This is a genomic window from Sphingomonas bacterium, assembly GCF_028292945.1.
In the GTDB taxonomy this organism is placed as follows: Bacteria; Pseudomonadota; Alphaproteobacteria; order Sphingomonadales; family Sphingomonadaceae; genus Sphingomonas.
On sequence record NZ_JAQGLJ010000109.1, the window covers coordinates 19,105 to 32,986 of the forward strand.

11 protein-coding genes and 1 CRISPR repeat array are annotated in these 13,882 nt (G+C 69.1%); all 11 genes read left to right on the forward strand.

The features are described from left to right. Positions 1-43: 43 nt before the first annotated feature. The 11 genes from murF to ftsZ all read left to right on the forward strand — a co-directional run bounded on the left by murF (position 44) and on the right by ftsZ (position 13,235). On the forward strand, positions 44-1,405 hold the full coding sequence (gene murF / locus JWN21_RS11790; protein WP_299650222.1) for a UDP-N-acetylmuramoyl-tripeptide--D-alanyl-D-alanine ligase: 1,362 nt from the start codon (positions 44-46) through the stop codon (positions 1,403-1,405). After that, positions 1,406-2,476 (forward strand): phospho-N-acetylmuramoyl-pentapeptide-transferase, encoded by a 1,071-nt coding sequence (mraY, locus tag JWN21_RS11795; protein ID WP_299650225.1) that lies wholly within the window; start codon positions 1,406-1,408, stop codon positions 2,474-2,476. Beyond that, on the forward strand, positions 2,473-3,825 hold the full coding sequence (gene murD, locus JWN21_RS11800; RefSeq protein ID WP_299650228.1) for a UDP-N-acetylmuramoyl-L-alanine--D-glutamate ligase: 1,353 nt from the start codon (positions 2,473-2,475) through the stop codon (positions 3,823-3,825). Before mraY ends, murD begins: the two co-directional genes overlap by 4 nt. Continuing rightward, positions 3,822-5,060, forward strand: coding sequence for an FtsW/RodA/SpoVE family cell cycle protein (locus tag JWN21_RS11805; RefSeq protein ID WP_299650231.1), 1,239 nt, complete (start codon positions 3,822-3,824; stop codon positions 5,058-5,060). The genes murD and JWN21_RS11805 overlap by 4 nt, the downstream gene beginning before the upstream one ends. After that, on the forward strand, positions 5,057-6,208 hold the full coding sequence (gene murG / locus JWN21_RS11810; RefSeq protein WP_299650253.1) for an undecaprenyldiphospho-muramoylpentapeptide beta-N-acetylglucosaminyltransferase: 1,152 nt from the start codon (positions 5,057-5,059) through the stop codon (positions 6,206-6,208). Before JWN21_RS11805 ends, murG begins: the two co-directional genes overlap by 4 nt. Then, on the forward strand, positions 6,205-7,623 hold the full coding sequence (gene murC, locus JWN21_RS11815; RefSeq protein WP_299650234.1) for a UDP-N-acetylmuramate--L-alanine ligase: 1,419 nt from the start codon (positions 6,205-6,207) through the stop codon (positions 7,621-7,623). Before murG ends, murC begins: the two co-directional genes overlap by 4 nt. Then, positions 7,620-8,570 carry a UDP-N-acetylmuramate dehydrogenase gene (gene murB / locus JWN21_RS11820; RefSeq protein ID WP_299650237.1) on the forward strand — a complete coding sequence of 317 codons (951 nt, stop codon included), beginning with the start codon at positions 7,620-7,622 and terminating at the stop codon, positions 8,568-8,570. Before murC ends, murB begins: the two co-directional genes overlap by 4 nt. Then, positions 8,567-9,484, forward strand: a complete 918-nt coding sequence (locus tag JWN21_RS11825) for a D-alanine--D-alanine ligase (protein WP_299650240.1) — start codon at positions 8,567-8,569, stop codon at positions 9,482-9,484. Before murB ends, JWN21_RS11825 begins: the two co-directional genes overlap by 4 nt. Beyond that, a complete protein-coding gene (locus tag JWN21_RS11830) occupies positions 9,481-10,401 on the forward strand; it encodes a cell division protein FtsQ/DivIB (RefSeq protein ID WP_299650243.1) in 921 nt (306 codons plus the stop codon). Before JWN21_RS11825 ends, JWN21_RS11830 begins: the two co-directional genes overlap by 4 nt. A 2-nt stretch (positions 10,402-10,403) precedes the next feature. Next, complete coding sequence (ftsA, locus tag JWN21_RS11835; RefSeq protein WP_299650246.1) at positions 10,404-11,672, forward strand: cell division protein FtsA; 1,269 nt, start codon at positions 10,404-10,406, stop codon at positions 11,670-11,672. Positions 11,673-11,777: 105 nt separating this feature from the next. Next, positions 11,778-13,235 (forward strand): cell division protein FtsZ, encoded by a 1,458-nt coding sequence (gene ftsZ / locus JWN21_RS11840; protein ID WP_299650249.1) that lies wholly within the window; start codon positions 11,778-11,780, stop codon positions 13,233-13,235. 198 nt (positions 13,236-13,433) lie between these two features. Further along, positions 13,434-13,866: a CRISPR direct-repeat array (repeat unit 36 nt; unit sequence GTTGCCGTTGGACCGCGATCTCTGAGCGGTTATGAC). The last annotated feature ends 16 nt before the right edge of the window (positions 13,867-13,882 follow it).

Sequence of the window (13,882 nt, forward strand, 5' to 3'; positions counted from 1 at the left end):
CGCTTTGCGGCCTGTCCCTCTCCCGCGCGCGGGAGAGGGGATGATGTCGCTCTGGACCTCGCACGAGATCGTGACTGCAACGGGCGGTGCCGCATCGAGCGACTTCGCCGTCACCGGCGTCGCGTTCGACTCGCGCGAGGTCGGTCCGGGCGACCTGTTCGTCGCCCTCGGCGGCGAGGCCACCGACGGCCACCGCTTCCTCGATCAGGCATTCGCACAAGGCGCGGCCGGCGCGATCGTGTCGCAGCCTTGCGGGCAGCCACACGTCCTCGTTACCGACACCTTCGCCGCGCTCAACGATCTTGCCCGTGCGGCCCGCGCGCGAACGCACGCCACTGTGATCGGCGTCACCGGGTCGGTCGGCAAGACGAGCGCCAAGGAGGCGCTGTACGCGGCGCTGGACCGGGGCACGCCGGGCCGCGTCCACCGATCGGTGAAGAGCTACAACAACCATGTCGGCGTGCCCTTGAGCCTCGCGCGCATGCCGCGCGACGGCGACTATGCGGTGTTCGAGATGGGCATGAATCATGCCGGCGAACTTGCTGAACTGACGCGGATCGTCCGCCCGCATGTCGCGCTCGTGACCACGGTCGCAGCGGTGCACATGGAGTTCTTCGCCGACGAAGCGGCGATTGCCGACGCCAAGGCGGAGATCTTCCAAGGACTGCAGCCCGGTGGCACCGCGATCGTCCCGTTCGACAACCCGCATCGCGACCGGCTGATCGCCGCCGCGCGGCCTCATACCCAACGGATCGTGACGTTCGGTACGGGTGAGGGCGCGGACGTGCGGGCGGTGGAGGCGATGCGATCGGGCGTCGGCGGCAGCTTCGTGACCGCGCGGCTCGGGGAGCGGGAATTGAGCTTCACGCTCTCGCAGCCGGGCACGCATTGGGTCTCGAACGCGCTCGGCGTGCTGGCAGCCGTGGACGCTGCGGGCGGCGATCTGGGACTGGCGGGTCTTGCGCTGGCGGAGCTTGGCGGGCTGCCGGGACGCGGCGCCCGGTTCCAAGCGGCGGTGGCGGGCGGGACGGCGCTGGTGCTGGACGAGAGCTATAACGCCAACCCGGCGTCGATGCGCGCGACGCTGGCGGTGCTTGGCGATGAGCCGGGGCGGCATGTCGCGATCCTCGGCACGATGGCCGAACTGGGCGACGATTCAGCTGCTTACCATGCGGAGCTCGCGCAGCCGGTGATCGACGCGCGCGTCGAAACGATTCTCCTCGTCGGTGAAGCGATGGCACCCCTCGCCGACGCGCTTGAGCAAAAGGTTAACGTGGTGCATGTGCCCGATGCGTCGGCAGCGATCGTTGTGCTGCCGGATGTCGTGCAAGCCGGCGACACGGTGCTGGTCAAGGGTTCCAATTCGGTCGGTCTGTCGCGCGTCGTCGCGGCGCTCGGGGGTTAGATGCTGTTCTGGATTGCCGAGCAGCTGGGTTTCCCGGGGCTGCTCAACCTCATCCGCTACCAGTCGTTCCGGACCGGCGCGGCGGTGGCGACGGCGCTGTTCATCGGCCTGCTGATCGGGCCGAAGTTCATCGGCTGGCTGCGCGTGCGGCAGGGCAAGGGCCAGCCGATCCGCGCCGACGGCCCGCAGACGCATCTCGCCAAGCGCGGTACGCCGACGATGGGCGGGTTGATGATCCTGACCGCGATGGGGTGCTCGATCCTGCTGTGGATGGACCTCGCCAATCCCTACGTCTGGGCGTGCCTGTTCGTGACCTTCGGGTTCGGCGCGATCGGGTTCATGGACGATTACGACAAGGTCAAGAAGGCGACGACGGCGGGCATTCCGGGTCGCGTTCGGCTGCTGCTGGAATTCGTCATCGCCGGCATTGCGGCGGTCATCATCATGGGTGAGAACGGGCCGCATCTGTACCTGCCGTTCACGCAGCGGATGTATTTCGACCTGGGCTGGTTCTTTCCGATCTTCGCCGCCTTCACGATCGTCGCCTTCGGCAATGCGGTGAACCTGACCGATGGGCTGGACGGCCTCGCGACGATGCCGGTCATCATCGCCTCGGTCGCGTTCATGGTCATCGTCTACCTCGCGGGCAACGCGAAGTTCGCCGAGTATCTGGGTATCCCGCATGTCGCGCGGGCCGGCGAGCTGGCGATATTCTGCGGTGCGGTCGTGGGCGCGGGGCTGGGCTTCCTGTGGTACAACGCGCCCCCGGCGGCGGTGTTCATGGGCGATACCGGCTCGCTTGCCCTGGGCGGCGCACTGGGGACGATCGCGGTGGTCGCGCATCACGAGATCGTGCTGGGCATCATCGGCGGGCTGTTCGTGGTCGAGGCGCTGTCGGTGATCATCCAGGTGTTCTGGTACAAGCGCACCGGCAAGCGCGTGTTCCGGATGGCGCCGATCCATCACCATTTCGAGGCGCTGGGCTGGAGCGAGCCGACGGTGGTGATCCGGTTCTGGATCGTCTCGTTGGTCTTGGCGCTCGCCGGGCTTTCGACGTTGAAGCTGCGGTGATCACCGCGCGCGCCTGGGCTGGGCAGCGGTACGCCGTGTTGGGGCTGGCGCGCTCGGGCCTTGCAACCGTTGACGCGCTGCTACGGTCTGGCGCCAGCGTCAGCGCTTGGGATACCGACTTTGCGAACCGTGAGGCAGCTCTCGACGTGGCGATGCGGTACTTCTCCGCGCTACCCGCGCGTTCCGAAGGTGCAGATCAGTCGTTTAGCGACGAGGATCTACTGGGAGACAAGCTGGACTACGACATCGCGGCCTTTGACGCGCTGATCATGTCGCCCGGCGTGCCGCTCAACACGCATCCGCTTGGCGCGACAGCGCGCGATGCCGGGGTGCCGGTGATCGGCGACATCGAGCTGTTCGCGCAGGCGCGCGCCGCGCTGCCCGCGCACAAGGTGGTCGGGATCACCGGCACCAACGGCAAGTCGACCACCACCGCGCTGGTCCACCACATCCTTCAGACAGCTGGCGTGCCGACGTTGATGGGCGGCAATATCGGTCTGCCCATTCTCGCGCAGGAGCCGCTGCCGGAGGGCGGGGTGTATGTGCTGGAGCTGTCGAGCTATCAGCTCGATCTGACGCAGACGCTCGACTGTGACGTGGCGGTACTGCTCAACGTCACGCCCGATCACCTCGATCGCTATGAGAGCTTCGAGGCTTACGCCGCGTCGAAGGCCCGGCTTTTTGCCATGCAATCTCCGAAGCATGAGGCGATCGTCGGCATCGGCGACCTGCCCTCCGCCAAGATCGCCCGGAGTCTCGCCGATCGCGGCGAGCATCTGACCAAGATCGCGCCGGGCGTGTGCCTGGACCAGCGCCACTGGCCGGCATTGCAGGGACCGCACAATGCGCAGAACGCGCTGGCGGCGATCGCGGTGGCGAAGGCGCTGGGCGTAAGCGAGCACCACATCGACGCAGGGCTGGCGAGCTTCGCCGGGCTGGCTCACCGTATGGAGCGGGTGGGCGAGCGCGGCGGCGTGCTGTTCGTCAACGATTCCAAGGCGACCAACCCGGACAGTGTCGCGCCTGCGCTTGCCGCCTTCGAGCGCGTGCACTGGATCTTGGGCGGGCGCGCAAAGGGCGACGATCTCGACGCCTGCGCTCCGCATTTCGGGCATGTGGCGCGCGCCTATACGATCGGCGAGGCGGGGCCGGTATTCGCGCGCGCGCTCGCTGGACGTGTTCCGGTGGAGGAAGCTGGCACGCTCGACCGCGCGGTGACGCGCGCCACGGCGCAGGCGAAGGCCGGCGATACGGTGCTGTTCAGCCCGGCCGCCGCAAGCTTCGACCAGTTCCGCGACTATGAGCACCGCGGCGACACGTTCCGCACGTTGGTGGAGGCGCTGCCATGACCGATGCCAGGGTGGACGGGGCGGCGCGGCTTACGGGCCGCGATCTGGTGGCGAGGGTGAAGCGGCGTGGCGGGCGTGGCGACCGGTCGCCGCTGGGGACCTGGTTCTGGGACATTGACCGGATGCTGCTGGGCCTGACCTTTGCGCTGATCGTCATCGGGCTGGTCGCGGTCGCCGCCGCCAGTCCGGCGACCGCGCTGCGCTATTCGGGCGAGAAGCATCAGGTCGCGCCGCTCTATTATTTCTGGCGGCAGCTGATGTGGGTCGGCGTGTCCGCGCCGGTGCTGATCGCGGTGTCGATGCTGCCGGTCGCGACCGCGCGTCGCTTCGCGCTGGCGGGCGCGGTGTGCTTCGGGGTGCTGCTGGCGCTGACACCGTTCCTGGGTTCGGTCGTCAACGGCGCGCGGCGCTGGCTCGATCTGGGCGTATCGCTGTTCCAGCCGTCGGAGTTCCTGAAGCCATTCTTCATCGTCGCGGTCGCCTGGATCCTGTCGCTCAAGTCCAAGGAGGAAGAGCTGCCGGTGGTGGCGATCACGATGGCGATGACCGGCGTCGTCGCGGGTCTGCTGATGATGCAGCCCGATTTCGGGCAGACGGTGATCTATTGCACCGTCTGGTTCGCACTGCTGTGCATTGCGGGCACGCCCGTGCGCGTGCTGGCCGGCCTCGCATCGCTGGCGCCAGTGGGGCTGGTGACGGCATATTTCTTCTACGGCACGGCACGCGAGCGGATCGATGCGTTCCTGTTTCCGGGCCTGGAGGGCGACGGCGCAGCCGATCACTTCCAGACCGACGCCGCGCACGCGACGCTGACCGCGGGCGGCTGGACCGGGACGGGACCCGGCGGCGGGGTGCGCAAGTTCGGGCTGCCCGAGGCGCACACCGACTATATCTTTTCGGTGATCGGCGAGGAGTTCGGGCTGATCGCGTGCATGGTGATCGGCATGGTGTTCCTGGCGATCGTGGTGCGGGTGTTCGTCAAGCTGCTGGACGAGCAGGACGAGTTCAAGCTGCTCGCGGCGTCGGGGCTGGCGGTGCAGTTCGGGTCGCAGGCGCTGGTGTCGATGGCGGTCAATACCGGGCTGGCGCCGTCGAAGGGCATGACGCTGCCGTTCATCAGCTATGGCGGGTCGTCGATGATCGCGCTGTCGCTCGGCATGGGGCTGCTGCTGGCGTTCACGCGGCGCAACCCGTTCCTGACGCGCAGCCCCTATGTCGTGAAGTGGGGCAGTTGATGCGCGGCAAGCACTACGTCCTGGCCGCCGGCGGCACGGGTGGGCACATGGTCCCGGCGGCCGCGCTCGCGACCGAACTGACCGCGCGGGGGCATCGCGTGGCGCTGGTGAGCGATGCGCGCGGCGTGCGGTTTCCGGGGCTGTTCGAGGGCATCCAGACGCACGTGCTCCCGGCCGGGCGGTTCCAGACCCGCAAGCCGCTGGGCTGGCTGCCCGCGGCGCGCGAGATGTGGCGTGGGCGGGCAATGGCGCGCGAGCTGTACGCGACGTTCAAGCCCGCCGCCGTGATCGGGTTTGGCGGCTATCCTGCGTTCCCCGCGCTGCTGGCCGCCTTTGCGGACAAGATCCCGACGGCGGTGCACGAGCAGAATGCGGTGCTGGGGCGCGTCAACCGGCTGGTCGCGCGCCGCGTCGACGCGATCGCGACGTCGTACGACAGCACCGAGCGGCTCTCGGCGAAGCTGGCGGGCAAGGTCCACACCGTCGGCAATCCGGTGCGCGAGGCGGTGCTGGCGTTGCGCGCCAAGCCGTATCCGCTGCTGGAGGAGGACGGCATCTTCCGCGTGCTCGTCACCGGCGGCAGCCAGGGTGCGAACGTGCTGAGCCAGGTGGTGCCCGACGGGCTGGCGATGCTGCCCGTCACGTTTCGCCGCCGGCTGCAGGTGACGCATCAGGCCCGGATCGAGGACATCGACGCAGCGCGCGCGAGCTATGCCGCGCACCAGATTCCCGCCGATCTGGCGACCTACATCCCCGACATGCCCGAGCAGCTGGCCTGGGCGCATCTGGTGATCGCGCGCGCAGGCGCCTCGACGATCGCCGAGCTGACCGCTGCGGGCCGACCGGCGATCCTGGTGCCGCTGCCCGGTGCCACCGACGACCACCAGACCGCCAATGCGCGCGAGATCACGCAAGCCGGCGGCGCGCGGACGATCGCGCAGGGGCAGTTCACCGCGGTAGAGCTGGCCAAGCAGATGCAGAAGCTGGGGCTCGACCCGGCCGCGCTGGAGAATGCCGCAGGGCGCGCCAAGAGCGTCGGCAAGCCCAGGGCGGTCAGCGATCTCGCAGACCTGGTCGAAAGCCTCGACGCGCCGGTGTCGCGCCTGCCGGTGGTGGCACGCGGGCCGGTGAAGGAGGCCTGGGCGTGAAACAGCTCGCCACCGACATCGGCACGATCCACTTCGTCGGCATCGGCGGGATCGGCATGTCGGGCATCGCCGAGGTGATGAAGAACCTCGGCTACCGCGTGCAGGGGTCGGACGTGGCGGAGGGCTATGTCGTGCAGGGGTTGCGCGACAAGGGCATCGCGGTTGCCATCGGGCACCATGCCGACAACCTGGGCGACGCGGCGGTGGTGGTGGTGTCGACCGCGATCGTGCGCTCGAACCCGGAGGTCGAGTGTGCGCTGGAGCGGCGCATTCCCGTGGTGCGGCGCGCGGAGATGCTGGCCGAGCTGATGCGGCTCAAGTCCACCGTCGCGGTCGCGGGGACGCACGGCAAGACGACGACGACGAGCATGATCGCCGCGCTGCTCGACGCGGGCGGGGTCGATCCGACCGTGATCAATGGCGGGATCATCAACAGTTACGGCTCGAACGCGAGACTGGGTGCGAGCGACTGGATGGTGGTGGAGGCGGACGAGAGCGACGGCTCGTTCCTGCGGCTGGACGGCACGGTCGCGGTGGTGACCAACATCGACCCCGAGCATCTGGACCATTATGGCTCGTTCGACGCGGTCAAGGACGCGTTCGTCGAGTTCGTCGAGAATGTGCCCTTCTATGGCGCGGCGCTGCTGTGCCTCGATCATGCGGAGGTGCAGGGCATCCTGCCGCGGCTGCGCGACCGGCGTATCGTCACCTATGGCTTTTCCGCGCAGGCGGACGTGCGCGGCGTCAACGTGCAGCCGGTGGCAGGTGGCAACCGCTTCGAGGTGATCGTGCGCGAGCGCGACGGCCGCACGCGCTCGATCGAGGGCATCGAGCTGCCGATGCCGGGTCGTCACAACGTCCAGAACGCGCTGGCGGCGATCGGGGTAGCGCTGGAGCTGGGGATCGACGACGCGACGATCCAGCGCGGCTTTCACGCGTTCGGCGGGGTCAAGCGGCGCTTCACCAAGGTCGGGGAGGTGGCGGGCGCCTCGATCATCGACGATTACGGCCATCACCCGGTCGAAATCCGCGCGGTCTTGGCGGCGGCGCGCGAGAGCGCGGTCGGGCGGGTGTTCGCGGTGGTGCAGCCGCATCGCTATTCGCGGCTGGGCGCGCTGATGGAGGACTTCCAGACCGCCTTCAACGACGCCGATCGCGTGCTGGTGACGCCGGTCTATGCGGCGGGCGAGCAGCCGGTCGACGGGGTTGATTCGGACGCGCTCGTCGAGGGACTGAAGCGACGCGGCCATCGCGGCGCGGCGACGGTGGCGGACGCGGACGCGCTGGCGGCGGAGCTGGCGGGCGAACTGCGCGACGGCGATCAGGTGGTGTGTCTGGGGGCGGGCGACATCACCAAGTGGGCCGCCGGGTTGGCGGATGCGATCGCCGCGCGGCGCGAGCGGGTGGTGGCGTGAGAGCCGCTGTCTCAACACCGTTCGTCCCGAGCGAAGTCGAGGGACCATGTGTCCCGACTGCGCTCGACACGAAGGGGGTCAATGGCCGCCTCACACCTTCAGCCCCGCTCGCCCCGCTCGTCTGGTTCAAGTCCGGCGGCGCGGCGGAACAGCTGTTCGAGCCGGCCGATTCGGGCGACCTCGCGGCGTTCCTGCGTCACCTGGACATCGCCGTACCGGTGCTGCCGCTCGGGCTGGGCTCCAACCTGATCGTGCGCGACGGCGGCGTGCCGGGCGTTGTCGTCCGCTTGGGCAAGCCGTTCGCGCGCGTCGAGGCGATCGACGCGACCACCTTGCGCTGCGGCGGTGGGGCGAGCGGGATCCTGGTGTCCTCGACCGCGCGCGACGCGGGGATCGCGGGCGTCGAGTTTCTGCGCTCGATCCCCGGCACCGTCGGCGGGTTCGTGCGGATGAACGGAGGTGCGTACGGGCGCGAGACGGCGGACGTGCTGGTCGAGTGCGAGGTGGTGCTGCGCTCGGGCGAGCGGCAGAAGCTGCCGGTGGCGGCGCTCGGCTATAGCTATCGTCACAGCGAACTGCCGGCCGGCGCGATCGTGGTGAGTGCGACCTTTCGGGGAACACCGGGAAACCCGGCGGCAATCCAGGCGGAGATGGAACGCATCGCGGCGCAGCGAGAGGCATCGCAGCCGCTGCGCTCGCGCACCGGTGGATCGACGTTCAAGAACCCGGCCGGCCACAAGGCGTGGGAGGTGATCGACGCCGCCGGCTGTCGCGGCCTGCGCCGCGGCGACGCGCAGGTGAGCGAGAAGCATTGCAACTTCCTGCTCAACCTGGGCGGCGCGACGAGCGCGGACATCGAGGCGCTGGGGGAAGAGGTGCGGGCGAGGGTGAAGGCACATTCGGGCGTGGAACTGGAATGGGAGATACAGCGGGTGGGCGAGCCATGAGCCTCCACATCGTCGTCCTCCACGGCGGCTGGTCGGCCGAGCGTGAGGTGTCGCTCCTCTCGGGTGCGGGGGTCGCCGACGCGCTGGAGTCGCTCGGTCATCGCGTCACGCGGATCGACATGGGTCGCGACGTCGCCGCCCGGCTCGCCGAGGCCAAGCCCGACCTCGTCTTCAACGCGCTCCACGGCACGCCGGGCGAGGACGGCAGCATCCAGGGCCTGATGGATCTGATGGGGCTGCGCTATACCCACTCCGGCATGGCGACGTCGGTGATCGCGGTCGACAAGCAGCTGACCAAGCAGGTGCTGGTGCCGCACGGCATCCCGATGCCCGGCGGACGCATCGTCAAGTCCGCCGAGCTGTTCGAGGGCGATCCGCTGGCGCGACCCTATGTGCTCAAGCCCGTCAACGAGGGCTCGTCGGTCGGCGTCGCGATCGTCACGGCGGAAGGCAATTACGGCAACCCGATCGGGCGCGACGTCGCGGGGCCGTGGCAGGATTTCGACGAGCTGCTGGCCGAGCCGTTCATCCGCGGACGCGAGCTGACCACCGCCGTGCTGGGCGGACGCGCGTTCGGAGTCACCGAGCTGCGGCCCAAGTCCGCCTTCTACGACTATGACGCCAAATATACCGAGGGGATGACCGAGCATCTGTACCCCGCGCCGATCCCCGACGAGATCGCCCGCGCCTGCGAGGATGTGGCGCTGGAGGCGCACCGGCTGCTGGGGTGCAAGGGGGCGAGCCGCGCCGATTTCCGCTGGGACGACGAGCGCGGCGTTGACGGCCTGTTCCTGCTGGAGGTCAATACCCAGCCGGGGATGACCCCGCTGAGCCTCGTGCCCGAGCAGGCGCGGCACAACGGCATCGACTATCCGCAATTGGTGCAGATGATCGTGGATGAGGCGCTCCAATGAGCCGTACGATCAAGCGCGGCACGCCGCCCAGGAAGACGCTGAGCCGGGGGCCGCCGCGCCGGCGGGCGAAGCCGAAAGCGTCGCGGCTCGACCGGCTGATCGCGAAGCTGCCGGTGCGCGAGGAAACGCTGCGCAAGGTGGCGACACGCGGCATCCTGACGCTGGGTGGCGTCGCCGCGCTGACGGCGGCGGCCTATGCGGGTGTCCCGGCGATGGTCGGCACCGCGATGGGCGAGGCGGCGGGGCGCGCCGGCTTTCGGCTGGACGAGGTGCAGGCGCCGGGGCTCAAGCAGATGGATTTCATGACGGTCAATGCGATCGTGCTGGAACAGCAGACGCGCGCGCTGCCGCTGGTCGACCTCGAACGGATCCGCGAACGGCTGCTCCTCTATGGCTGGGTCAAGGACGCGGCGGTGTCGCGGCGCTATCCCAACAAGATCCTGGTGCGGATCACCGAGCGCGTGCCGGCGGCGGTGTGGCAGCATCAGGGTGAGCTGACGCTGATCGACGCGGAGGGCGTGCTGCTCGAACCGGTCGATCGCGATGCCATTCCCGACCTGCCGTTGGTGATCGGGCCGGGCGCGGACAAGCAGGAGGCGCAGTACCAGAAGCTGCTCGCCGCCGCGCCGGCGTTGAAGCCGCGCATCGTGGCGGCGACCTGGATCGGCAACCGGCGCTGGGACCTTCGCTTCGATTCGGGCGAGACGCTGAAGCTACCGGAGGAAGGCGCGGGCGCCGCGTTGCTCGACTTCGCCAAGCGCGACGGGGCCAACCCGCTGCTGGGACGCGGTTGGCTGAGCTTCGACCTGCGCAACCCGGACAAGATGGTGGTGCGCAAGCCGCCCGGCGGCGTGCGGCAGGTGGCGGATCCGGGTGAGCCCGTGACTGTCGCCAAGGTACAAGGGATGGAGGGGTAATCATGGCCAAGGCGGCACCCGAGGGACTGATCACGGCGCTGGACATCGGCTCGTCAAAGGTATCGGCGATGATCGCGCAGCCCGGGCCGGAAGGTTCTGGGGCGAGCGAACTGATCGTGCTGGGCACCGGCCAGCGCGAGAGCCGCGGCGTCAAGCGCGGCTATATCGCCGACATGGTCGCCACGGAGGCGGCGGTGCGCGAGGCGGTGGAACAGGCGGAACGGATCGCCGGGCTGAACATCGAGGATGTCTGGGTCGGCTTTTCCGCCGGCGGGCTGATCAGCGATGTGGCCGAGGTCGAGTTCGAACTGGGCGGGCACCGCGTCGAGCAGAGCGACATCGACGCGCTGCTGCATGCCGGGCGCAACTCGATCGACCCGCAGGGCCGCATGGTGCTGCACGCGCAGCCGGCGCTGTACACGCTGGACGGGCTGACGGGGGTCAAGAAGCCGTTGGGGCTGCACGCGGACCGGCTGGGCGTGCACATCCATGTCGTTGCCGCCGACGGCTCCCCGGTGCGCAATCTGGACCTGTGCGTCCGGTCGGCGCATCTCGAGGTCAAGTCGATCATCGCCGCGCCGGTGGCGACCGGGCTGGCGTGCCTGAGCGAGGAGGAGCGCGAGCTGGGCGTGGCGCTGGTCGAGATGGGGGCGGGGATCACCAATGTCAGCCTGTTCGCGGGCGGGATGCTGGTCGGGCTGACCTCGATCGCGATGGGCGCGGCCGACATCACCGACGACATCGCGTCGGCGTTCGGCACAAGGCGCACGCAGGCGGAGCGGATGAAGTGCTTCCATGGCTCCGCCAATGCGTCGCCGCGCGACAATCACGAGATGATCCCGCTGGGCGCGTCGGGTGAGGACGGGGCCGGCGAGGGCAGCCAGATCACCAAGGCGCAGCTGATCGGCGTCATCCGCCAGCGGCTGGAGCATCAGATGGCCGAGATCAGGCAGGCGCTGGCGCGGCTGAAGTTCGACGGCCCGGTCGGGCGGCAGGTGGTGCTGACCGGCGGCGGCGCCGAGCTGAAGGGCGTCGCCGATTACGCGCAGGCGGCGCTCGGCCGATCGGTGCGGATCGGGCGACCGCGCGGGCTGACGGGACTGCCGGAGGCGCATAGCGGCCCGGCGTTCGCGACGCTGGCGGGGCTCGCCTTTTACGCGGCGTCCGATCCGATCGATCTGCGCAGCGTGGCGCCCGTCACCACCGTGCATCGGCCGCGCGGTGCCGGGCTGGTTCGCAAGCTGATCCAGGCGGCGCGGGCAAACTATTGACGAAGCGCAACGCTTTTCGGCTGGAATGACCGGAATCGTTGGGGCAGGAAGGTTAATCAACCCGCCAGAAATGGCGGGCGTTTTTCGGGGGCGGAGGAGCAGCGCATGAGCATCGAGTTTCTGGCACCGGAAGTGGACGAACTGACCCCACGCATCGCGGTGATCGGCGTCGGCGGCGCGGGCGGCAACGCCATCGCCAACATGATGCGCGCCGATGTGCAGGGCGTGGACTTCCTGGTGTGCAACACCGACGCGCAGGCGCTGAAGCAGTCCAACGCGCCCACGCGCATCCAGCTGGGCACCAAGATCACGCAAGGCCTGGGCGCGGGTTCGCGACCGGAGATCGGGCGCGCGGCGGCCGAGGAGTCGATCGACGACCTGGCCAAGCGGCTGGAGGGCGCGCACATGTGCTTCATCGCCGCCGGCATGGGCGGTGGCACCGGCACGGGTGCGGCGCCGGTGATCGCCAAGGCGGCGCGCGACATGGGCATCCTGACCGTCGGCGTCGTCACCAAGCCGTTCGCCTTCGAGGGCAACCGCCGCGCGAAGAGCGCCGAGGGCGGGATCGAGGAGCTGCAGAAGTACGTCGACACGCTGATCGTCATCCCCAACCAGAACCTGTTCCTGATCGCCAACGCCAACACCACCTTCAAGGAAGCGTTCGCGATGGCGGACGAGGTACTGCAGCAGGGCGTGCGCGGCATCACCGACCTGATGGTCATGCCCGGCCTGATCAACCTCGACTTCGCCGACGTCCGCTCCGTGATGCAGGAGATGGGCAAGGCGATGATGGGCACCGGCGAGGCGAGCGGCGACAACCGCGCGCTCGAGGCGGCGCAAAAGGCGATCGCCAACCCGCTGCTCGACGGCGTGTCGATGCAGGGCGCCAAGGGCGTCATCATTTCGATCACCGGCGGCGACGACATGCGCCTGCTGGAGGTCGACGAGGCGGCGAACCACATCCGCGACCTGGTCGATCCCGATGCCAACATCATCTGGGGTTCGGCGTTCAACCAGGAGCTGGAGGGCCGCATCCGCGTGTCGGTGGTGGCGACCGGTATCGAGGCGGTGGCGAGGCCGGCGGCGCAGTCGCAGCCCGAGACCAACCGCTTTTCGTTCGGCGGTGGCCGTCGCGAGGAGCCGCAATCCTTCCGTCCCAGCGAAGCACAGCCGGCGGCTCCGGCCTCCGCGCCCGAGCCGGAGCCGGAAGTCGCCGCTCTCGGTAGCGAGCCGACCGACGTCGGCGCGGTGGCCGATCAGCAACCCGAGACGGCCGACGCGGCGGACGAGGAGCTGGTGCTGGGCACGGAGGCGATCGTCGCGACGCCCCCCAAGACCTTTTCCGACGACGCCTATGGCGCGCCGCCCGCCGACGCCGACCGTCGTCGGATCGCGCCGGGCAGCGAGGCCGAGGATGTGCCGACCAAGCCGGCGCCGCGCGTCAAGCTGGGCGGCACGCTGTTCGAGCGCATGTCTGCCGCCCGCTCCGCGCAGCGCGAGGACCGGGCCGCGGAGGATGCAGTCGATATCCCGAGCTTCCTGGGCAAGCAGGGCAACCAGTAGCGTCAGTTGCATGCGGACGGCGGGCGCCCGGCGCGGGAGCTCGGCCGGGACGCGGCTGCTCGGCTTGCTCCGGATGCGCCGGCGGGTGGGGCAGTCTGCCCATGTCCGGTCTGGCCGATCGATCGTGTTACCGGCTGGGGTCCAGAACACTCCACGCCCGGCCAATGCGCCGGCCGTGCGGAGCGTCTGATCGCACACGTTGCCATTGGACCGCGATGCCTGAGCGGTTATGACCGCCGCGTACCACGAGACGAGCGACGGAACCGTTGCCGTTGGACCGCGATCTCTGAGCGGTTATGACCGCCGATCGCCGCCCTATTGAGGCGCATAAGTTGCCGTTGGACCGCGATCTCTGAGCGGTTATGACGTCGCGGTGGTGCTTCTCCATCTTTCGTAGGTTGCCGTTGGACCGCGATCTCTGAGCGGTTATGACAATGCCAGCCGAAGCTACGGTGCGGCATTGGTTGCCGTTGGACCGCGATCTCTGAGCGGTTATGACCGCGGCTTCACGCCACGAGCGCAGCAGTTGGTTGCCGTTGGACCGCGATCTCTGAGCGGTTATGACGGGCAACGGTTACACCGAAGGCCAATGCGCGTTGCCGTTGGACCGCGATCTCTGAGCGGTTATGACCTTCCGCTTTCACGAT

Coding starts and splice junctions, on each gene's coding strand:
- murF (WP_299650222.1), top strand. CDS start 44: ATGTCGCTCTGGACCTCGCACGAGATCGTGACTGCAACGGGCGGTGCC.
- mraY (WP_299650225.1), top strand. CDS start 1,406: ATGCTGTTCTGGATTGCCGAGCAGCTGGGTTTCCCGGGGCTGCTCAAC.
- JWN21_RS11805 (WP_299650231.1), top strand. CDS start 3,822: ATGACCGATGCCAGGGTGGACGGGGCGGCGCGGCTTACGGGCCGCGAT.
- JWN21_RS11825 (WP_299650240.1), top strand. CDS start 8,567: ATGAGCCTCCACATCGTCGTCCTCCACGGCGGCTGGTCGGCCGAGCGT.
- JWN21_RS11830 (WP_299650243.1), top strand. CDS start 9,481: ATGAGCCGTACGATCAAGCGCGGCACGCCGCCCAGGAAGACGCTGAGC.
- ftsA (WP_299650246.1), top strand. CDS start 10,404: ATGGCCAAGGCGGCACCCGAGGGACTGATCACGGCGCTGGACATCGGC.
- ftsZ (WP_299650249.1), top strand. CDS start 11,778: ATGAGCATCGAGTTTCTGGCACCGGAAGTGGACGAACTGACCCCACGC.